Origin of the sequence: Pseudomonas violetae (assembly GCF_023072615.1) — a bacterium.
In the GTDB taxonomy this organism is placed as follows: Bacteria; Pseudomonadota; Gammaproteobacteria; order Pseudomonadales; family Pseudomonadaceae; genus Aquipseudomonas; species Aquipseudomonas violetae.
Genome location: NZ_JAKNRW010000006.1, coordinates 216,421 through 238,140 on the forward strand (window position 1 = coordinate 216,421; position 21,720 = coordinate 238,140).

Consider the following 21,720-nt stretch of genomic DNA (forward strand, 5'->3'; position numbering starts at 1 on the left):
CCCTTTGTAGGAGTGAGCCTGCTCGCGATACAGACGACCCGGTCCCCCGTCAGTCCTCTTGCGGCGCAACCATCCGGGTCTTCGGCAAGCCATTTGAATTGTGCTGATAAATAGCCTGTGGCTGCCCCCGTTCATTAAAGAACACCTGCCCAATTCCTGCCGAATTCCAAAGCCGCTCACCCGCCTCAGCATGTTCCGGCACATGGGGAACAATGCGCATAAGCCGACGCTTGGTCAGCCAGTTCAGAGGCGAGCGCGGGGAATAGAGCCAGCGGTTGAGTCGGTCGAACCACTCCAGCAGTGTCGGCGGAAACTCGTTTTTGATGCCGCTGCTGGTGATCTGCCAGATACGCGGTCCACCCTTGCGGTGTCGGATAAATACCTCGTAGACGAAGGAATAATGCACATCCCCCGACAGCACCACGTAATTACCCGGCGTACGCGAGTGGCGGAAAATGTTCAGGATCACCTGCGCGGCGCCACGATGGGCCATCCAGTTTTCCGCATCCACCAGCAATGGAAAACCGCACCAACTGAACACTTGCTGCACCGTCTCGATCAACTTCACACCAAAGATCGGCGCCGGCGACACGATAATCGCCGAGGGGTGATCCAGCAGTTCCTGCTGCAACTCGCTGAGCGCTTCCCAGTCGAGCAAACCCGAAGGCTGCTTCAACGTCATCTCGCTGCGCCAGCGCCGGGTGCGGGTGTCGATCACCACCAGCGCCGGGCTGGTGGGCAGTACGTAATGCCATTGTTGAAACTTCCGCAAGTCATCGATCAGGTCATCCTGCGCCGGGCTGTCCAGATAACGGTCCTGACCGGTCGCGCTGAGCAGCGCGGTTTTCTTCAGCAGATCCTTGAACGCATCCGGGTTATTGCCCCATCCCTGACACAACATGTAGGCAATCAACGCATTGCCGATGATCCGCTTGGAGAACGGATGCCCGTAGGCCGTTTCCTCCCATTGCGCGGAAAGATTCCAGTCATCGGTAATATCGTGGTCATCGAAAATCATCAGGCTCGGCAAATGTGCCAGTGCCCGCGCCACAAGCCCCAGGCCTGCTTTGAAGCCATCGATCCGAGTCTGCTCCAGCGCATACCGCTCACGCCGCTGCGCAGTCAGCTCCGGCGGCTGTGGCGCAATCAGCGTCCATGCCGTAGGGGGCCACACCAGCAGGTACATCGCCATCACCTCGGCAAACGTCACCAAATGATTGTCGGCACTGCTGCTGGTGAAAATCGGCTTACGCGCACCACCGAAAAACCGCTCACGCAATGTCTCGTTGCTCTCAAGCGCCGGTAACAAATCCGCACGATGGTAATAACTGGCCGGGTGCTCATAGAGCTTGGCGCTGTCGCTGACCACCGCGCCTTCGAGGTGTTCTTCGAACAGCCCCAACCGCTCGATCAGCGCATGAATCGCCCGCAGCATCGGGCCGGCAACGTCGTCGGCATACACCTGGTCGCCCGTCATCATCAACAACGCAGGGCGCTGCGGCGGCTCGTGTTCCGTCGCCAGCAACTGATCGACGCAGAGCAAACCGTCGGCGGCAGGATGATGCGGCTTGCGGCAAGAGCCGTGCAGCAGCTGATCGATTCGCGAGCGCAACACAAAGTTCGGCCGCCGCGCGTCGCCATACAACAGATGCGGCGCCCAGTCGGCAATGCCGGCACCGTCAATCAACAGGTCATATTCGATCAGCGTGTCGCAGGGCAGGGCGCTGTCGAGTGGCACATCGATCAAATGCACGAAGGCATGGCTGCCCACCGCAATGACCGTGCACTGCGTGGCATCGAGGCGGATGTCGGCGACACCCTGCAAACGCAGGGTCAGCTCCAGCTCCCGCGAACCTACCAGCCACAGCACCAGCCGCGTGGGCTCCAGGCGCCGCAACAGCGGGCCGGCGAGAACCGGTGGCAGGGAGTGAAGATCGGCGATTGGTGGCAGCGTTACGGACATCCGGTCAAGGCTCTTGGTGCGCAGAGGCGGGCGATGATAACGCAGGTGGCGGCGCACAGCGAAAGCATCGCGGCATCCCCGGGGGCACTTGTTGCTGTGCCGCGTGCCGAAACTTGGCTTAACGCGGATTCCGGCGATCCTGCTCGGGTTCAACGGCGTGTTGATGACCGCGATATTTGCGGCGCTCAGCGTTCGGGCGATCGAAGTGGCGGTGAAGGCCACGGCGGGGGAGGAGTAGGTAAGCCTGCGGCAACATGCTTAGATAGGCATTTAACCCATAGGGAATGGCACATGATCGACTTCAACAACAAAGGCTTCTTCAAGCTCAAGCAAAACGACGAATACGCCGAGCGGGTTACCGCACTGCTATTGGATGGCGAGCAGGTCATCGACTCCTACAAATCCATGCGCGACGGCGTGGTGTTTACCAACAAACGCATCATCGCAGTGAACGTCCAGGGGCTCACAGGCAGCAAGAAAGACTTCACCTCATTGCCGTACAAAAACATCGTGGCGTATTCGGTGGAAACGTCGGGAACCTTCGATCTGGATTCGGAACTGGAGATCTACTTTTCGTCGCTGGGCAGAGTGAAATTCGAATTCACTGGCCGGACTTCGATGGTGGAAATCTCCAAGTTGATATCCCAGCACCTGCTCTGAAGCGGGTGCAACCCCCCGATAGGCTCGGGCCTGGCCTCATTCGCACCGACCCCGAACCAGCGGGAGCCCCGCTCCAAAAGGCCCGCTGTGGAAAACCCCCCATGGAGTTCCCTCTGTGGAAGCCCCCCTCCGGGAGCCCCTGTGGACGTGACCTCCGTGGAAGTTATTTCTGGGAAAGTTACCTCTGTGGGAGCAAGGCTTGCCCGCGATAGCGCCAGATCATCCACAACAAATCCAGATGACCCAGCACCATCGCAGCCCACCTTCAGACTAACCCCCAGAATTCCCCCGCTCCCGCATCAAAACCTTTACCGAATCATCAACCAACGCCTTACCCATAGCCGCCAAATAATGCGCAGCCCAAGCATGCCGCCCATTGTCCTTCGCATAAGCAGCATCCTCAGTCAGCGACTTGGCAAGGCAAAGAAAATCAGAAGCCATGGACAACGCATCACCAATTGGCACGCTACCAATTACGTGAAATATCGCTTGATTACCGAGGTAGATCGCGGGTGTGAAGCCGATGGTTTTGAGTTCTGGATTGTCGGTCATTTGCCACCTCCGGTGAGGGAGATGCCGTGTCGCAGGGTGGATGGTGGGGCGTTACGCAACCGGGGGCCGCGTAGAGGGGAAAGCCAAATGTCGAACGGATTTATGCTGCGCATAGAGAAGCTCCTAGAATTAAGAAGCTGCCACGTTCGTTTCCAAGCGAATGGGTGACAGCTGTGCGCAGGTTGGAAAACCGGGAATCTAGGAAACCGGCACGCCCGAAGACGTCCCACGCACAGCCGCCATAGAACACGACTGCGAGAGTAAAAACTCCTGCAAACGTGATTAAGGCACTGATGCGCTTCCAGATTTGATCGGGTTTCCAAGCCCGGTCGCTGAGTTGGCAGCGACGGCGGAAGGGTATCGCGGAGATTTTTTTCCTGCAACCTTCGAGAGCTCCTTCCTATCCGATCCTTGTAGTACGACTGCCTGCAAGTGCGCCGCCGGTTACCGTGGCCTACCTGTGTGCAGTTTCGCGGCAACAGAGTTCCGTTGTTAGCTACAGTCTGCGCATGCGGTACTCGTGCCATTAGAGGCACAGCACGTATAGGGCTACCGATCATTGTCCTTGGAGGTTTCGACCAAACGACGAATCTGCGCGCAGGCAGTCGCGCCTTTTGGCGTATCGCTGATTAGTCGCTCCATGACCCGATCACAAAGGTATTTATTGCGAGCGTGGCGAACGGGAGACGCAGGCTTCAACACAGCTGTCCAACTGGCGCCTCTGTTGATTTTTCGGCCGGTGTGCGTTGAGCAGTGCCCGTTGCAGTATGTGTTCATCACCCTCGGCGGTCGATTCTACGTTTCGTCAATTACCGACGGTCGGTTTGTTATAACGTTCACCCGCTGCGCACAATTTTTCAGACGCTGCTTGCGTAAAGGTCTCTACGTCTATTTTTTCTGAGTTGTTAATAGGATATGGCAGGCGCCTATGGCGTAGGAGCGCATTTTGATAGCGGGCGCGCGCGTGGCGCGCTTAGAGTTATGAGGTTTTCTCAATGCGTAATGACTTGACAGTCCTGCATTGGGAAAAATTTCCACCAAGTACTATGAGTCAGAAAATTTAATTTAGGATGATGATATGAGTGTAGCCCCTGTCTCCTCCCCGACTGTGTCGTTTGCCTTGATAGATCAGAAGGTGGTACACAAAAAAGAAATCAATAAATTATTGAGTGAGTGCAAAAAAGCAAAGCAGTCTGCTAAAAAATTTCAGCAAATCATGAAAAATAGTTTAACACCCCCTGCTAAAAGGGATGGCAACGTGAAATCTGCGTATAAACTTCTTGATAGTATGAAGTCAAAACATACAAAAATCGAAGATCTGAAAAGTAAGGTGGAAGACAGTTCATACAATCATGCCGCTTTTAAAAGCAAAGCATTGGAAAAAATTACCGATAATTATAAAGGTTTAATGTCGCGTCTTGAAGTAGCCTGCGAGGCAAAGTCTAATGCGTTTCGAAGACTTGAAAGAACTCAAAAATAGGAAAAGCTTGAAAGTTGAGGGGGCATACATCGCATGGAAAGTTTCAGTGCAGTAGGTGTCGTCAATTTGATCAATGGTTATCTATGCGGTAGAGTGAGGTGCTCAGTATGAAATATATTGGCGTTTGCTGGGTTGGGATTTTATAACGTCAGTTTTCAATTCTGTCTTTCTGAGACTAAAGTATTTCGTAAGCGTTTTTCGCGCAAAAACATTCTCGTACTGTTTCAGGGACATAGGATGTGCCTCTCTCTGATCTCTTTTATCGCCCAAAAATAATGAAAATCAGATTCAAGTTTGGATTGATAAAAATTGTCCGCAGGGTCGGTTTGTTTTCATGGAAGCAGTCGCCGTCATAGAGAGCGACAAACCATAGTTATGTGTGTCGCTGGCGGATCTTGTAATGCGTGAAACAGCGACGCTGTGGCACGCTGGGGTTTGCCGTTACCGGTTTATATTTTGGCGCTCAATAAATGACTTTCAGGTAGTTCTGCAGCATAAGAAGCGGTGCTTCCAGTTGCTGCAGAGTCTGCGCGCCATCACAATCAACCGATAACCTCTGAAGCTCACGCCCCAAGGGTTTATCCACGCCCCCCAAGGCATCCAGTGCTAACGCCAGGCATTGGTTGACCCTCAACCGGATCGCCGCGACATCCCCCTGGCGCACCAGTAAACCAAAAACCTCGCGCTCGTAATCGCTCATGATCAGATCATCGCGCAGAATCGGGCTCGAGCCTTCCGTCTCATGTGCGAGCTTCAGGCAGAACAGGGCGACGGTTTCCAGGAGCAATTCCATGGGGGGAATCCTTGTGAAATGTTTCACCGGGTGTGGGAGCGGGGCGAGAAGAGCAGGATCAAAAGATCGCAGCCTTCGGCAGCTCCTACGCCGGGTGGTGGGGCAGGTGCTTTATCGCAGGCGAAAAAAAAGGCCTTGCTAAGCAAGACCTTTCTTAATTTTGGTGCCCCGAGGGGGACTCGCATGCTCCATATTCTATAAGGCTTGTGGGCCATTTAAAAGTCTAGGGATACATGCAGGGATACACGAAAGGCCTTGCTGACTCCATTCTATCCCAGCCAGCAAAGCGATGCTGGCACTTGGTCGCTGGCCGTACTGGACTAAAGCTCTGCAGGATCTGAGTCGGCTTGCAGATCTGGATAGTCAGTCCATTTGCAAACACCGCAGCTATGGTAATACGAGCCCTCTGGTGGGATATGGATATCGAAGTGTCTGCGGACGTCACGTGATTTGCAGGTCGGACAGGTGTCTAGGTGTGCTTCCTGGTCCCGCTCCAAAATTTGAAAGGAGTTACCGATTACTGTGCGGCAGGTATGTATTGCGATTGATGAAGCCATCTGGCCGCCGCTTTTCGAATGAGTGAGCCAATTCACCAGCTGCCAAGCTTCCTTACCAATGTTCTTCAGATGCTGACGCAGTTCTTTGTTACTCCCTCCCCCGCACAACTGATTCATCAATAAATCATTCCAAGCTAGAAAATTAGCTTTTTGAGGGAGCTCAATCGCCTCAGGCATTTCCGTGGAGGTCCTGAGCGCTTCGATCATGCAAACGAGCGCCTCCCTCAGAAGCATACCAACAGCTTGGAAGTCTTCGAGTTCTACAGCGGACTCATGGCGCTCGTCAGCCTGATCCATTCTCCTGAAAACTTCATCGAATGGGGTTGGTTCGTAATTGGCGATAGGCTCGGGCCGACTCTTCAACCGCATCATTAAGCCGATGTGGAACGAGATGGTGTAATCGAGGCTTGGGAAGAAACGCTGTGAGTAGAGATTGGTCAGATTCGTTAAGACCCAGTAGCGGTCTTTGTCGGTCGTCACGTCCCAAATGTCGTAAGACTCCCCAATAACCGTCTCTCGTTTCAGCTTCTCTACGTGAAGTACTTCCTCATCCGGAGCTTGGCCATTTACGTAGCTAGCGATGTCCCTGCCTGCATGCACGTCGCTCTCAACGCTGTAGCGAGACAGTTCCTCAGCAGGGATCAGATTTACTGGGACAACGCAGCCTTCAGAACTCTCAAGATCGTTTCCTTCCTCAACGCTCATAACCACTCCATTTGTGTCGATAGTCGACTGCTACATAGCATTTTCTAAGGGCACCCGGCCAGCGCGTTGGACCTGAGTGAGCCAATCAGCTGCTGAGATACAGACGTCGCTCCACGTGGGAAATGCTGGCGGGGACCCTGAGGGTTTAGTCGAGATACGGGGTCGGAAACCCGCGGGGTTTTGGTAGTGGGATGCCCTCCAGCTTACTGAAATTTCAACGTTGAAGTTGAAAGGATCTTGCAGAAAAAGGGGCATCGTTACCGTGTTGGTAACGGTGAACTCAGATCCGTCGTTTCGTAGGGCAAATGCACAGGTTAACAGTCAGTTCACCGGGTTCACCTGTTCACTAAGCTGGGAGATCTCCCGCTAACAAGGTCCGACGGGTTTCCGACCCCGTACCCCCCGGATAACCCCAGGGGCCCCGGCGGTTTTCGGCACCCCGGCACGGTGAGCCACCCCTGTTCGCCACCGGCTGGCGGTGCTTCGCAGACGCCCAGCCGCTTGGCAGACCAACGTTCATACAGGCCGATGGCAACATCCACACCCGCCATTGCGGTAAGGCAGCCCATCGCCGACGTACTTCTGTTACAAAATCGAGAGCGTACGTGAGACCGCTGCTCGCTGGTGGAACGCTCTGTAGCGGGGAGGCGGGGGTCAGTGTTGTTCGAAGCTGTCTCAATACCAGTGTGACAAGTGTTATATGTGTAACGAGCCTTCCTAACCTATTGAATATATTGGTTTATTTTCATGTCACACCGTTTTGTTTTTCGTGTTACACCGTCAGTGGAAAGCTGGGGCGGTGTTACAGATGGACTGCCTTTGTACCCAACTCAGACTTTTCTTGTGTCTAAGATCGTCAGAATTTGATGAGCTGACTTCCACCGATTTCTAAAAGCTGCTTTTGTTGCTTGGAGGCAGTACTTGTGGCTACATCGCTTGAAATTAGAGGGATCCAGGAAGAATGGACAAAACAAGAGCGTCTCGCGATGGCCACGAATTTCATGAGGCTTGGGCTGCGCGTAAAGCACTCCAGCTTGTCATGCCGAGCGATGGCCTTGTGGGCATTGCAGTTGAAGGGCTTTCACCTGTTGATCAAACAAAAGCGTCGGCGAAAACGGTCGAGATTGCCGATCTTGTCCTGTACTACGGGAAAAGACCAACATTTGATGAGGCAGAATCAGTAGTCATTGTGCAACTTAAATACTCCAAAGGGTCTGAGCAAGTTCCGTTCCGTGCGAGCGATGCAAAGAAGACAATAGAGAAATTTGCGGAGGCTTTTGAGAATTTTTTAGAGAAGTATGGAGCTAGTGACGTTGAGGGGAAGTTGGCATTTGAACTAGTAACAAATAGACCCATATATAATGAATTCGACGAGGCTATTGAAGGTATTGCCTCAGGCGCGCGTTTGACAGGAGAAGCCAAAAAGCAGGCAAGCCAGTTTATAGCCGCATGCGGGCTTCTAAATACAAAATTAGCTCAGTTTGCTAAGAAAGTCAGAATCATTGGAGCGGCTGGTAGTCTCAGACGAAACAAGCAATATCTCTCTCAGATGATTACTGACTGGTCAGCAGCTCCTGACGCAATGGCGCGAGCTCGATTGGGGAATTTGAGGCAGTTACTTCGTGATAAGGCTGGTTTGGTATGTGAAGGAAAAAATGTCATCAGCCGGACTGATGTCTTAGATGCTTTGGAACTACAAAGTCCCGATGACCTCTTTCCTTGCCCTACTAGTTTTCCGGAAGTTGGGAGTGTAGTCTCGCGTGAGCAACTATCAGAAGTGGTATGCCTCATACCTAACTTGGATAAGCCTCTTGTTATTCACGCAGATGGAGGCATGGGTAAAACAGTATTTCTACAAAGTTTAGCCAAGGCGTTGAGTGAGACGCATGAAACAGTATTGTTTGATTGCTTTGGTGGTGGCGCTTACCGAGCTCCAGAGGATGCGCGTCATCTCCCTAAACGCGGTCTGATTCATATCACCAATAATCTCGCGTGCGATGGTTTGTGCGATCCATTGTTGCCAATAAACGAAAACATAGAAGAACTTATTAGGGCCTTCCGAGCACGACTTTCTCAAGCCATAGCTACACTCAGACGAGTGTCGCCGTCTAAGCAGCTACTATTGTTTATCGATGCGATAGATAACGCCGCTGAGCATGCGAAAGACAAGGGCGAACTTTCCTTTCCTACACTCTTGCTTGAAAGCTTTCATCATGGCGGACCTGTTGATGGGGTTCAAATTATTGTAAGCTGCCGGACATATCGGCGAAATATCTCAAGAAAGGATGTTTCATGTGAAGAAGTTGAATTAAAGCCATTCAGCCTTGCAGAAACTGAAAAATATCTTCGCGATCGTATCCCAACTACAACCGATACTCAGATAAAGGTCGCATTCTCTCGTTCGCAAGGAACACCTCGAATACTCGAGCATCTTGCGCTTAGCGATAGAGGGCTCCTTGAACCATCTGAGGTAAATAAAATAATAAGATTAGATGACCTTCTGAGAAGTCGAATTCAGACCGCTCTTGGTGAGGCGCTGCGGAGAGGCAACAGCGAACGCGAAATCAACGCGTTCCTTGCCGGCCTGGCCGTTTTACCTCCCCCTGTACCTCTTGACGAGTATGCAGACGCACACGGCATAGATTTAAGTGCAGTAAAAAGCTTCGCGGCGGATTTATCTCCTCTACTTGAGCAAACGAGACATGGGTTGATGTTTCGTGATGAACCGACGGAAACATTCGTACGAGAATCTTATGCTGTAAAAACTGATATTCTTCATGTGCTAGCCGAAAATCTCTTCAAGAAACAAGGCGTTTCGGTGTATGCGGCAAGCGCGCTTCCAGGTCTACTTCAGAAACTAGATGACGGGAAGCTTCTGTTTGATTTGGCGTTTGATGAGCGGTTTCCTAGTGTGATAACAAGCGCCGTTGGCAAACAAAATATCCGCTACTCAAGATTAAAAGCCGCTGTCCTCCATGCTGCTCGGAAGCAAGATTTCGATCATCTTGTCCACTTTCTGGTTGAGCTTTCGACCCTTGCAGCCATAACTCAGCGTGGTGCGGATTATATTCTGGATAATCCAGATCTAGTGATTGCATCTCACGATGTTGACGCAACAAGGCGGCTTTTCGAGACGCGAACATTATGGCCTGGAACACGTCACGCACGACTTATTATTGCAAGTGTATTATCTGGCGATCTAAACAACGCATCGCGACATGCTGTAACTGCCGGGGAGTGGCTTGGTCACTTTTATCAGCAGGATGATGAATACCGTAGAGATAGAGGGGGGCCGGAAAGCCTTGATATTGCGTCAATTCCTTTGTGTTTAATCGCCAAAAATCGTGTGCGCGATGCCGCAAAATTCATGAAGGGATGGCAGGAGTGGTATGCATACGAAGTTGCAGAACATTTATTCTACTTGTTGAGCCAAGCTCAATCGATGGGTGTAATTCCGGTAGTTAACGTTTTTCGCTTCTTGACGGCCGCGAAGTCACAGCCTGGCGTTCTCGCAGCGGCGCTCTCTTTTATGGAGTTCGAAAGTGAGATTCAACGCAAACTTGTCGGTGCGCTGGCTAGAGCGTGTCAAAATAATTTCGTGGAGGAAGGTAAGGACTTTCATAGAGGAAATGATTATTTAGTTAAGGATGGTCTCCTGAAAGCTGCTTCGGTAGCAACATCGCTGGGTATGCGCGCAGAAGCAGCTACTATTGTCAGAGCCATTCAGTGTGAAAGTCCAAGTCTTTGGTCGTATATGGACCGCTTCTCCAACAAAGGTGTGTTTCCGTTTGTAGTTTGTACAGCTCTTAACGCAGCAGGAGTACAGCAGAAAATCACAGAGCTCATGCTTCTTCCAAAAGAACTCACTGATATTGGAGCTCGCATCTCTAATGTGTCAGATGGAAAGGAGTTTCGGAAGGCTCTTCATAATGAGTTGCGCGATACTCTTAATTCTAAAGAGCAGTCATTAGATGGAAGGGAGACCATGAGTGCAGAAACAAAAAGGGACGCTGGAAGTTTTATCGACGATCAACTAGAACCGCTTCTAGAAATGACTAACGTTTTCACTGCCATGCTTTCCTCTGAAAAGGGAAAAGGCGATAACATATTTCTAGAGCTGGTTTCGGTGTGGGCGAGGCTTAGAAATAAAAGAGAGCGCTACTCTGGTCGCCAGGAAGTGAATACTTTTTTTGACATGCTAGGTCAACAGCTACTATCCTTTTCACTGTGGTCTCGTAGCGATCTTAAACTTTCTTCAGTGAAAGTATTCGTATTGGAAATGTGCGGAGCCAATGTAGCGCAAACATCAGCTCTGATCAATATGGTCGAGATACTCTCGAGACGGATTGAGCTGCAGGAACTGGCGGGTAAAACAGCAATAGTGGTCAAGGCCTTAATAGAATTTGAAGATGAGGTTGACTATAGAGCTTCTCTATTTGCGAAACTAGCTAGAGCTATAATGTCGGCAAGCTTCGAGGAGGCTGCGTCTTATTTTCGTGCTGGCATTGAACAAATGGACGCCATAGGCTCAAATGACTATCAGTTTACAAATGAGCTGCTGATATTTGCTTCTGAGTTAAAGGGAGATGAACTCGAGGAGGGCGACTTTCACACATTATCTAATATTTGCGAACTAAATATGCCCTCTGAAGAGCATAAGTTTCCTTGGTTTGCATTCGCAAAAGGATTGGTAAGAGCTTCCGGGTGCCGCACGCTTTCAAAGCTAGGAAGATGGGATGATCGCGACAAAATCTCGCTTGATTATACTTTACTACCTTATCTGACGGCACTACTTGAACAAGACAAAATAGATCCGTCCATCGCTGTGGCGCTGCTCCGTATCTCGGCTCCAGCGGAACTGTATGCTTGCGGTACGGAGCAAATGGCGGAAGTGATCGCAAGTAAAGGTTATCCGAATGTGAAGGAATTATTGAGTGAGCTAATCATTCAATTTGCACAGAGTAATCCAGGCGCCTCTATGCCCAGTACTCTGGGAAAGCTTCACAAGATTGCTGAAAGGGAACTCGGTATAGACTCAGAGCACTGCACCTATCTTTCAGTCGCTGCACCGAAGTTCAAAAAGTTGCAAGATGAAGGAAATGACAATAGGAATTATCATGGGGAGCGGGCCTCATATTCCCTATCTAAGGTAAGTGATCAAGAGGAGGAGGCACGACGTGCTGTAGAGTCTATTGTGCAAGAAGTGGACCCTTATGACGAGGTTTCAATGTCGCGAGCAGTTGAGGCCCTTAACGATGTTCAGAATTTCACTGACCTTAAACGTAACTTTTTTGAAGATGTGCGCGCAAAGCTAAAGTACGCTGAAAGACCAAGATATATTAATATAATCTCTCGGCTTGAGACTTTCGAGTTCTATGCAAAGCTACGTGAACTCAGGGAGTGCAAGAGCAAGTGGGGTGGGACTTCTGCAGCCTTAGAAGATGCATTTCGTGATGCTGGAAGGGTCTTGATGCAAGTTCATGCAGATGACTTTGTGCATAATGATTATCTCTCAGGGTCGCAACTGAAGGAGGTAGCTGAGCTATCCGGTATTCCGATGTCTGTGTTGGCAATTGAGTTAATCATGATTTTTGCGGAACCAGACTCTCATTTACCTGCATCAATCTGGATGGCCCTCGCAGCAATTATTTGTGAAAAAACCAAAGCAGGTGAGGGGCAACTGGCACTGAAAAGATTATTGAATAGTAATTCAGCTAAGTTAGCGTCAACTGTCGTTGACGGTGCGTTGAATCGTGGCCTCTATCCTGCATCCAGCGAGACGGATATTGCCGCAGGGTTGGTATGGTACGCACTTGGTTCGCCTACTGCCGCATGTCGATGGAGAGCCGCTTACAGCCTCCGTTGCTTCGCTCGGTTTGGGCGATGGGACGTAATAGATGCGATTTTTGAAAGATTTTCGTCTACCGATGCTCATCCTTACCAAGCTCCGGAGCTTGAATTTTATTTTCTTCACGCACGACTCTGGTTGCTAATTGCGATTGCGCGAATTTCAAAGGATTTTCCGCAACATGTGGCAAGATATTTCACTCAGTTAAGATCCATTGCGTTAGACGCAACTACGCCGCATGTATTGTTTCGCCACTTTGCGGCTCAAGCTGTTCTGGAATGTATAAAAAATGGAAATCTCGGTCTGTCAAAATCTGAGGCTAATATCTTCAGTTTGGTTAACAAGTCTCCATTTCCCAAGAAGAAATCGAAAAGTTTCGCGCGCGATTCGTTTTATCAGGATCGCTCAGACTCTTCATCAACTTCAAAGCTAAAGTTTAGCTTGGACTATGATTTCGATAAGAGTGAAGTAACTCGCATAGTTGATATGTTTGATCGGCCAAGATGGGAAATTAAGGACGCTATGACGGCCTGGGTTAGGAAATATGATAAAAAAATAACAAGCATGTATGAAGCTGGTAAGCGATCTGTTCGTCGAAGAAATCGTGTCAGCGGCCTTGATGCGATGCATCACCTATACGGACAACAACTGGGGCAACATGCACTTTATCTTGTAGCAGGAGATTTGTTGGCGAAACATAAGGTTGTTCAACGCCCCTATGATGATGACAATCCTTGGTGTGAGTGGCTGAAGCGCGAGGTGCTTACAAAAAGTGATGGTTTTTGGCTCGGTGATGGAACGGATAGACCTCCTATAGATGCGCAAGTTAATCTCTTTGAGCAAGGTGAAAAAGGCCTTGTAATTACAGGAAATAAAGTGAAGATCCTTGATCTTTTGGGTATCGATTCTTCAATTGCAGCAGCATTGGTGGTAGCTGGGGACTGGCGCTCAGCTGATGGTATCTTGATTCGTATTTCATCGGCGCTTGTGCCTCCTAAACAAGCAAAAACATTAGCTCTAAAGCTGTCTAAAAAGGACCCTTTTCAAGCTTGGCTGCCACATGCAAATGAGCATGAGGAAGACGATGAGTATTCGCGGTCAGAAGGGCTATACACGCCTTGGATCGTTTGGCCTTCCATCGAACCGAAACTTGATGAAACCGACCCCTTTGGCGTGGATTCGGCTTTACGACGACGGCATTTCACTAAGGCTATAAATGCAAACAACTCTTTGAGAACTCTGGATTCTTTCAGGCGGCTTTGGGTTGATCCAGATGGAGCCGTAGTGGTGAGATCTGAGGCGTGGGGAAGTAACCCAGCTCGTGACGAGGATGATTCGGTTAGCGCTGACCGGCTTGTTTGTAGAACTGATTTCGTAAAGCGTGTGCTCGATGATCAGTGTGCGGATCTTTTGATACTCATAGTGCTGCGACGCTATAACAAAGGATTTGGCAGTCAAGGAAATCAATATCTGCATACGACGGCAGTTGTCCGGGTTAAGAAAAACTTAGAATTTGAGTATTATCCTGGCGTAGTTAACGAGCCGCATGTAACAAAGTATTAGGTGGCGTGTGAGGTCGGGTAGTGGTTTCTATAATAGCGATTCATAGGCGCTCACGGAGTTTCTTCAGCCGGGATCAATTTGACTCCTTTTTTATTGCAGACCTTTGAGTGATTTAATTCAAAAAAAGCAGACTTTGGTCTTGTTAATAAAAAGGTGAGAGCTAGCGCGATAAAAAGCCGACTTGCATCGGCTTTTTCGGGGGGGCAGTTCAGCTTTCCCTGCTAGCGCGCCAAGATGTCTTGAACGTCGTAGTTGGCTAACTCGGACATGTCGCTCCGTTGCCAGTGGCCATAATTTTCCCCTAGTTCGGGGATGTTGAGTTTCAGAAACTCTATTCCATCCCGCTCGATCAAACTCCCGGCTGCGTAAAGCTTAGCCCCTACATCTAGTAATTGCCGTGCGGCCGCATTCCACTTTTCTTCCAAGGCGTAATGCGCCACATACAAGGCAGAGCGCTCGAGTTTCTTATATTCCTCTTCTGCTTCCATAACGTGTTTGTCCACTGTCACCAGTTCCACCTCAAGCGCGGTTATAATTAGTTGCTGCCTCCGGTTATGTTCAGTGGCTGCCACTAGGTTTTTCGCGGCTTTTTGCGCGTCATCGTTCGCATTCTTTTCGCCCTCCTCATCACCCCAAGCAACCGCCCGGGCATAAGCTGATGCTGCCTCTGTTTCGGCTTGTCGCGCCTTGCTCATATCCTCCACAGCCTTCTTGCTGACCTGCTCCAACCGGACGTTAAGGCTCTCGCGTTTGGCGAGAAGTTCTTCCTTATCGGCCTTCCAGTTCTCCATGCCTGAAATGTACTCGGCTATCCGGGCGTCCTGCTCAGCAATGGCCTCTCGGCGATGCAGCTTCTGATCGATTCGAGAGATCTCGAACTTGATTGAGTCGATTCGCCGTTTACGCGCATTGAACTCGTCTCTGAGCGCCCTTTCCTGATCGCGGTCTATGTCTTCGGGACTTTCCAGCGCGGCCTCAAAAGGGAGCGGTCCTGCTTCCAGTTTTTCCAATTCATGGAGCAGGGCTTCGCGTTTATCTTTGAGTTCTTGAATATCGTTCATGATTGCTCTTTCCTGATCGCGGTCTATGCCTTCGGCGCTTTCCAACACAGCATCAAAAGGGAGCAATTCTGCTTCCGGTTTTTCCAATTCATGAAGCAGGGCTTGGCGTTTATCTTCGAGTTCTTGAATACCATTCATGTATTTTTATCCTGTGTAATTTGATTGTCTTCGTGGGATAGGGCTGGCGAGGCCGGGATTCAGCCGGCATTACCTCCGAAGGCCGACCGTCAGGCCGCCTGTGCTTCACTCTCGTCTGTCCCAGGCACGGTCTTCACCACATAGCAACGCTGGGTGCCAAGACCCGGTAAACGAATCGAACTGGACGCTTTGCCATCGGTGCCAGGTTCAAGTACACCGCGACGGATCAGCTCTTTGTTCACGGCATTTATGTTCATGCCCTTGAACACTTCAGAGCGCCATGCCTCGGGCAACACGTAGTAGGTGTTGGTGGTGTGCAATGCGTCGCCCATGCCGTGTTCCAACGACTTGCGAAAGCCCAGGCGATCGATCGTGCGGGGACCGTGTTCATCGATCTTGGCGGCGGTCGACTCCCAGCGTGTGAAGCGACTTTCGCCGAAGCGTTCGATGACTTGGCGCAGCCGTGCCAGGATCGCGTCACCTTCGAAATTACTGGCGCCACCGCGCTCATTCATCCAGGCACTCAGGCAGACTCGGGCAGCGGTGGTGGCGGTGCCATCGGGCCAGCCGGTGATGCCCATCGCGGTGGCCAGTTCGCCGGCTGCGGCAGCCAGTCCGAAACGGGTAGCAGCACGATGCGCTTGGCCACTCGCCGAGGCGGGTAGTGCCTTGGCGATAAAGCCCTCCAAGGTGTGGCGCAGGATCGCTGACCAACCATGCCGCTTGCTGGGTGCACAGAGGGCCGACAGGAAGGCGGTGAGCGGTGTGCCGTAGTACTTGGCCACCCGCGCCTTGAGTGCATCGGAGAGGGCGGCTGCGTCATCGAAACCGTTGAGCACATCGAACATGCCTAGGCCTTTGCTGGCGTCCGCTGGCACGGCGAGCATCCGTACTTCCATGCCGGCTTTCAGCTCCTTATTAGCTTCGGCCATGTGCTGCGCCAACGTCTTTTCGCCGGTCGAAAGAAACAGCAAGCGCCACTCCTGCACCTGGCGGCCTGCTTGTCCTCGATCATTGGCGCGAGCCTTCCCGGTGCCGTTACCGAGCATGTACACCGTTTCGCCGATGATGCGCGGGTCGCACATGCCGATTTCATCCAGCACCAGGAGCCCGTCCGAATGCGCGGCGGCGATGGATTCCAAGGCGTTATCGGTCGAGCGCCAGGAGCGCACCAGACGCGGCCCACCATAGATCGAGGCGGCCACTTGCAGGTGCGTGGTCTTGCCGCCCGAGCTGTCTCCGTAGAGATGGAAGCCGCCCGACTCATGGCCGAGCATGTGCAACAGCGGACCGGCAAACGCCACGCTGGCCACAAACGCCAAGCGGTGATTGCCGATGCACAAGGCGCCGATCTGCTCTTGCCACTGTTCCAGGGTGCCGGCTTCGCTGATGGGCGGAAGCTGCGCGCCGGCCTCATAGAAGTGCAGGTGTTCGGTGTGCAAGCCGACCTGTTGTTCGGGCAGCAAGAAGGCGCTGTCATGCCAGCCCAAACGGGTGACCAAGCGTGCGCGCTGGGCGCTGTCGAAGCCGCCTAGGTAACTCTGCAGGTCGTTGCGGGCATTGCGGCCGGAGCGACTGCCGGCCAGACGCAAACCCATGTCCACCAGTGGACCCAGCACGTCCTTGCCGAAGTCGCCGGTCATGGTCCGTGCCGGAATATTCCAGCGCTTTTTTGCCCCGTCGGGATCGTCGAACTCGACCAGCAAACCCCAGTTATGCCCCTGCGCATCTCGGGTGCGCGCCAGGATCTCCAGCGGCGAACACACCGGGCGTGCCTCGCCATCGTCACCGGAATAAAACACGCCTTCGGGCGTCAGGCGAAAGCCGCCGGGCAACAGATCGTTTTTGGGTTTCGCGGTACGTTTGGTCGTTGGCTTGGTCTTGGCTTCGGGTGGCTCGGTTGGTGCTTTCTCCGGCTCGACGCCAAACAACTCGCCGCTGTGTTCCAGCTCGGCGAAGTGCGCCGCCGTCCAGCCTTTGGCCTGCGCATCGGCCGCGTCGTCGCCGTCATCCCATTGACCACCTTTAGCGAAGGCCGGTTGGTCATTCTTGAGCGTGGGCTTGCGTTTGAAGACATCCAGAGCGATCACGCGCACCGACGCGGCGCCGATCTGTTGCAACTGTACTGCGACGGCATCCATGCAGCTTTTGCCACTGGCGTCGTTGTCTGGCCACAACACCACGGACCGACCTTTGAGCGGTGCCAGGTCGGCTTTGTGCCAGGAGTTCGAGCCGTTCGGCCAGCACGTGGCCACGTAGCTGGGCAGCAACTCCGCCGCGGCGTCGGTGGCCTTTTCGCCTTCGCATAGAATGACCGGTGCCTCTGCGCGTTGCGCCAGTTCATCCAGACGCAGTAGAGGACGCGGCTCAGGCAGGCCCTGCCAGCGCCATTGCTGGGTTTGGCCTTCGGCCCGTTGGCACCAGGTCAACGGGGCAAACACCTTGCGCGGTTTGCCGTCTTCATCCGGGCCCAAGTCGAAGCGATAGAGCGCCATGACTGGCTGGCCTTGAGCGTCGCGATAAATCCAAACCTTGGACGGCGTACCGTGTTGCCGGTGTTTGGCCGGGCACTTGCTCATGGCCTCGGCTGGGATCGGCTGTATGGCGAGCCATTCCGGTGTTTTGCATTTGCTGGGGCTTGGCTTCGATTGAGCCGCCCCAGCGGTAACGTGCAGCAGATCCACCAGCTTGTTGCAGGCTTCGACGTCGGTGCCGCCGTCGAGATAGCGCACCAGATCGATCAGGTCGCCACCTTTGTCGCCGGTGGCAAAATCCGCCCAGGTGCCTTTGGCCAAACTGACCTTGAGGGAGCCGGCACGTTTGTCGGTGCGAGTCGGATTAGGAGCGGTGTATTCCTTGCCACTGTCGACGCGTTTACCGTTGGGCAGCCAGTGAGCAAGCACACGATCAATGTTCTGCAGCGCAACGGCTTTGACTTGGGCGAACGTGGGGCGACGGGCATTGGAGGTAGAGGCCTTCATACGCCACCGCCTTGGGCCAATTGCAACCCGCTGGTAACGTCATCAATGATGGCTTTGGCCATCTCGCTCAAATAATGCGAAGCCCAGACCATCGCGTCGTTGTCATTCTCCATGCCGCTCAAGAAAGTGAGCTTGTTTACACAATCCATGAGTAGAGAAGCTTGTTCGAGCGCTTCCTCGCACGATATGCCGGCATTGATGCGGAACAGTGGCTGATTCTGAGCGTTGCACTTGGCAAAGGTGGCGCCGCCCACGGTATTGATCGCAATGGAAGGGCTCATTGGGCACCTCCACTAACGGGTGGCCGAGTGGAGTTGTCGGCGTGCACGGCGAGGGTGCGGATCAGTCCCAACGTCCCTCGAACATCCCACAGCGCCGCCGCGATGACGTGGTTGGCCAGACGGGGACCGTCGCACTCGAACTGGTCTTCAAGAAGCAAGAGCACAGAGTTGGCCCGATCCACGGCGCAGGTGATGGCGTCAATCGGCACACCGGCTTCGGCGCCTTTGTGGACGCAAAGCAGATCCTCGGGCAGGGAGAAGCTCAGGGCTTGGTTCATTGGGCACCGCCTGCGGCTTCGAGGGCGCGAGCTTTGGTCATGTGAGCGTTGTAACGGGCGAGACGAGTGGCGAGGCTGGAATTGGCGTGTAACGCGGCGAGAGCCATTGCACGATGGGCAGCGGCGCGAATTTTGGACGGATTGAGGGCGTGCATGGGTGGAGCTCCTTCTTAAGTAGGAACTGCCACGGTTCGTCGCCAAACGAATTGGGGTGGCAGCTGTGCGCAGGTTGGCGAACCGGGTAAGAAGGAACCCGGCAGACCCGAAGGTCTCCCACGCACAGCCACCATAAAACGGGAATGCGGGCACAAAAAAAGCGCCTGCAATCGTAATGGGGGCGCCTGTGCGCCTTCTTAAACTCGGGTCGCCAAACCCGGTCGCTGATTTTGCAGCGACGGCCAAAGAGTAACGTCCTGTTTTGCAAAGTGCAACCGTGCGGAGATCTTGCGCATTTCTTTGATGCGGCATAAATTGTGCGGGCATGTAGATTTACCTCAACGCCTCCGGATCGCTCCCGGGGGCGTTTTCGTTAGTGCTGGGTGGCGGCGGGGCGAGCGAGGGTGAGCCATTGCAAGTGGTTGCCTTGGCCGGCGCGTTGCCGCATCTGCTGTAGCGCTTCGGGATTGCGCAGCAGGTTGGGAATCAGCTCGCGCGCGTCGCTGATCACCACGTCTGCGGGCGGCTGAATCGCTAACAACGTCCACTCCAGGTCATGCCACAGCACGATTAGCACCTGAGCGCCGGCCGAGATCGCTTGATCGCGGAGGGTCAGCAAGCGCTGGCGACCTTTGATCTCTGCGGTAGAAGGCAGAGACGCTTCAAGTACACCGACAAGATCCAATGCTTGGTGGGGAAGAAAGGTCGGAGTCATGCCGCCTCCTGCATGTTGGTGAACAGGGGTGGCGGTGTTTCGCCTTTGAGCCAAACCAGGATTTTGCTGTCCTCGACGCACCGTCGACGGTGTTCTACCGCGAGCAGATCGCGCTGCTGTGCCAGGCGTTCCTCCACATAGCGGGACAGATCCGAGGTCAAGCGCATGTCGTGGTGAAGGCGCTCGGTGGCGGTTTTCTGCACGGCGAGATCCTCATCCGTGATGCGTTGCCATACCGCCAGATCGTTCGCGTACCCCGCCGATTGATCAACCAGCCAGTAGGTGACCCAGTCGGTCATACCTCGCGTTTTCAGTGAGGCGAGGCGGCTGTCACTCATTGCGAAATAACCGGTGCCGTGGACGCTCGAAAATTCTCTGCGCACCGCGTTTTTGCGGATCAGTTCGGGCAGTTCCCAAGGATTGGCTTTGAGTGGGAGAACGAGGCCGTCAGGGCTAAAAAAGAATGCTTCCTGCTCTTCGCCGTTCCAGCTCACACCTGCGATTGTGCGGTGTCGCCAGTTGATTGCCCCGGCTTGATAAAGGCGAAATCCGATGCTGTATGAGTCGAGAAACGGCCCTTTGAAAGGGCAGTAGTTGCGCTTCATGCGGCCACCTGATTACGCGCCTCGATGCGGCTGCGAGCCCATGCATGCACTTCCGAAAGAACCCAGGCCACGGGGGCGCCGCGCGCGTTGCTGTTGCTCAATTTGACGGGCAGGGGAAAGCCACTGTCGGGGCGCTGCATGAGTTTGTAGATGGTGGAGCGCTTCATTCCAACGATGCCCTCCAGCTCTCGCATTCGGATCAGAGTCGAAGAAGCATCGAAATGTGAAGGGGCGCTGGCAAGTGACCTGCGGGGAAAATCGGTGACGGAGGCGTTCATAGGTATTGCTCTCGATTGATTTGGACTGACGAGAGCAATGGTCTAGAGATTGAACGGCGGTGAGCAGTTCACTTCCAATTGAAATTTCAGTTACAGCACGAAGTTGCGTTCGAGAATGGCTTCCACGCTTTTGCGAGTCAGCGCCTTTTCAGTCTCGGGGGTGACCCACTCAGGGCGCTGTTTGAGTGGCTTCGCGACTTCACGTTTCAGCCAGGCATGCACGGCCGTTTTGACGTTCTTTCTTGGCATGCCCATCGCCAAATAATGGTCAGCCTGACTAACGATTGCAGCGTCTCGGGCGTTGACGTCTTGGCTTCGCTCCATCCCGCTGATAATGCCACCTTTGCTGCGGATAGCTGACCTCATAGCCTGATCAGCGATAGGTGTCAGTTCGTCATCGATCAAGCAGGGCAGGGAAGTGATCGGCTGCAAATAAAAGACATACTCGTCGAGTGCCCTCGTGCGCTCGGCTGTATCAACCTGAGATTCCACAAACCGGCAGTACAGATCCCATGGCCAGTCGGTCGGTATTTCTTTGATATGCAACCAGGCCGCGTTATCGGCGGCGCGCATCCAGTCGTTAAGAGCCTCCAGCGCTTTGACAGCACAGGCCATGATGTAGGCCGCATGTGCTTCGCGGTCCGAAGCCGAGTAGCAGTTGCTGTATTGACGAACCCAATGAGCGAGGCGAGCTCTGTTGTCAGTAGAGGCGTACTGGAAAATAATCTCCTCATGCATCGTCGTCTTGATGCACATGCTGCTCAGATCACTGTCGATGCCACCGGTCTGGATTCGCTGGCAGCACTGATCGATCAGGTGGCACACAGCAGCGAGTTGTTCGCGGCAGAGTCCGTAAAGCGGTTGGGCGGAGAGGTACTTGATCAGCCCAGCGCTTAGCATTGAGTGTGAAGTGGGTTGGTGATCAGTCATCGCCAAGTGTCTCTGGCAACGTGTAACGCCCAATCCCACGCCCTGCGTTTTGCAGGCGCAACCAGCGAGAGTCCCGCTGTATGAGCGTGCGCCAGACGTCGGCCCGCAGTAAGCGAGGGCTTTTTTTAGCGTTACACGTTTGAACGGCGTTACACCGGGTGTACGAGAAGGCTCGC

Annotated in this window: 16 protein-coding genes and 2 pseudogenes; 4 read left to right on the top strand and 14 right to left on the bottom strand. The window is 53.1% G+C overall.

Features of this window, described 5'->3' with window-relative positions; all coding sequences use genetic code 11:
- Positions 1-49: 49 nt before the first annotated feature.
- Positions 50-1,963: an alkaline phosphatase D family protein gene (locus tag L9059_RS11255; RefSeq protein ID WP_247290867.1), complete on the bottom strand. Its 1,914-nt coding sequence runs from the start codon at positions 1,961-1,963 to the stop codon at positions 50-52.
- 103 nt (positions 1,964-2,066) lie between these two features.
- Between L9059_RS11255 and L9059_RS11260 the strand changes: the two are divergent.
- A pseudogene (locus tag L9059_RS11260) lies at positions 2,067-2,201 on the top strand (potassium channel family protein); the annotation flags it as partial.
- A 53-nt stretch (positions 2,202-2,254) separates the two neighbouring features.
- Positions 2,255-2,623, top strand: a complete 369-nt coding sequence (locus L9059_RS11265) for a PH domain-containing protein (RefSeq protein ID WP_150583123.1) — start codon at positions 2,255-2,257, stop codon at positions 2,621-2,623.
- A gap of 270 nt (positions 2,624-2,893) precedes the next feature.
- Here L9059_RS11265 and L9059_RS11270 read toward each other — a convergent pair whose 3' ends face one another.
- Positions 2,894-3,175, bottom strand: a complete 282-nt coding sequence (locus tag L9059_RS11270) for a DUF3077 domain-containing protein (protein WP_247290869.1) — start codon at positions 3,173-3,175, stop codon at positions 2,894-2,896.
- Between the two features lie 1,078 nt (positions 3,176-4,253).
- Between L9059_RS11270 and L9059_RS11275 the strand changes: the two genes are divergently transcribed.
- The gene (locus L9059_RS11275) at positions 4,254-4,655 is read left to right on the top strand and encodes a hypothetical protein (RefSeq protein ID WP_247290871.1); all 402 of its coding nucleotides are present in this window, start codon (positions 4,254-4,256) and stop codon (positions 4,653-4,655) included.
- A 463-nt stretch (positions 4,656-5,118) separates the two neighbouring features.
- Here the strand turns inward: L9059_RS11275 and L9059_RS11280 are convergent, their stop codons facing one another.
- From L9059_RS11280 to L9059_RS11290, 3 genes and pseudogenes are all read right to left on the bottom strand, one after another.
- A complete protein-coding gene (locus tag L9059_RS11280; RefSeq protein WP_247290873.1) occupies positions 5,119-5,448 on the bottom strand; it encodes a hypothetical protein in 330 nt (109 codons plus the stop codon).
- A gap of 320 nt (positions 5,449-5,768) precedes the next feature.
- Positions 5,769-6,710 (bottom strand): gamma-glutamylcyclotransferase, encoded by a 942-nt coding sequence (locus L9059_RS11285; RefSeq protein ID WP_247290875.1) that lies wholly within the window; start codon positions 6,708-6,710, stop codon positions 5,769-5,771.
- A 458-nt stretch (positions 6,711-7,168) separates the two neighbouring features.
- Positions 7,169-7,291 (bottom strand): annotated as a pseudogene (locus L9059_RS11290) (phage holin family protein); the annotation flags it as partial.
- 380 nt (positions 7,292-7,671) lie between these two features.
- Between L9059_RS11290 and L9059_RS11295 the strand changes: the two are divergent.
- On the top strand, positions 7,672-14,121 hold the full coding sequence (locus L9059_RS11295; RefSeq protein ID WP_247290877.1) for an NACHT domain-containing protein: 6,450 nt from the start codon (positions 7,672-7,674) through the stop codon (positions 14,119-14,121).
- Between the two features lie 221 nt (positions 14,122-14,342).
- On the opposite strand, the gene L9059_RS11300 is transcribed toward L9059_RS11295, so the two are convergent.
- From L9059_RS11300 to L9059_RS11340, 9 genes are all read right to left on the bottom strand, one after another.
- A complete protein-coding gene (locus L9059_RS11300; protein WP_247290937.1) occupies positions 14,343-15,182 on the bottom strand; it encodes a coiled-coil domain-containing protein in 840 nt (279 codons plus the stop codon).
- A gap of 227 nt (positions 15,183-15,409) precedes the next feature.
- Complete coding sequence (locus tag L9059_RS11305) at positions 15,410-18,301, bottom strand: DUF927 domain-containing protein (protein ID WP_247290879.1); 2,892 nt, start codon at positions 18,299-18,301, stop codon at positions 15,410-15,412.
- A complete protein-coding gene (locus L9059_RS11310; protein ID WP_247290880.1) occupies positions 18,298-18,582 on the bottom strand; it encodes a DUF3077 domain-containing protein in 285 nt (94 codons plus the stop codon). The genes L9059_RS11305 and L9059_RS11310 overlap by 4 nt, the downstream gene beginning before the upstream one ends.
- Positions 18,579-18,860, bottom strand: a complete 282-nt coding sequence (locus tag L9059_RS11315; protein ID WP_247290882.1) for a hypothetical protein — start codon at positions 18,858-18,860, stop codon at positions 18,579-18,581. The genes L9059_RS11310 and L9059_RS11315 overlap by 4 nt, the downstream gene beginning before the upstream one ends.
- Positions 18,857-19,015 carry a hypothetical protein gene (locus L9059_RS11320; RefSeq protein WP_247290884.1) on the bottom strand — a complete coding sequence of 53 codons (159 nt, stop codon included), beginning with the start codon at positions 19,013-19,015 and terminating at the stop codon, positions 18,857-18,859. The genes L9059_RS11315 and L9059_RS11320 overlap by 4 nt, the downstream gene beginning before the upstream one ends.
- Before the next feature lie 374 nt (positions 19,016-19,389).
- Positions 19,390-19,731 carry a hypothetical protein gene (locus L9059_RS11325; protein WP_247290886.1) on the bottom strand — a complete coding sequence of 114 codons (342 nt, stop codon included), beginning with the start codon at positions 19,729-19,731 and terminating at the stop codon, positions 19,390-19,392.
- Positions 19,728-20,336, bottom strand: a complete 609-nt coding sequence (locus L9059_RS11330; protein ID WP_247290888.1) for a hypothetical protein — start codon at positions 20,334-20,336, stop codon at positions 19,728-19,730. The genes L9059_RS11325 and L9059_RS11330 overlap by 4 nt, the downstream gene beginning before the upstream one ends.
- Positions 20,333-20,614 carry a helix-turn-helix transcriptional regulator gene (locus tag L9059_RS11335; protein ID WP_247290890.1) on the bottom strand — a complete coding sequence of 94 codons (282 nt, stop codon included), beginning with the start codon at positions 20,612-20,614 and terminating at the stop codon, positions 20,333-20,335. Before L9059_RS11335 ends, L9059_RS11330 begins: the two co-directional genes overlap by 4 nt.
- A gap of 90 nt (positions 20,615-20,704) precedes the next feature.
- On the bottom strand, positions 20,705-21,544 hold the full coding sequence (locus tag L9059_RS11340; protein WP_247290891.1) for a hypothetical protein: 840 nt from the start codon (positions 21,542-21,544) through the stop codon (positions 20,705-20,707).
- Positions 21,545-21,720: the final 176 nt, after the last annotated feature.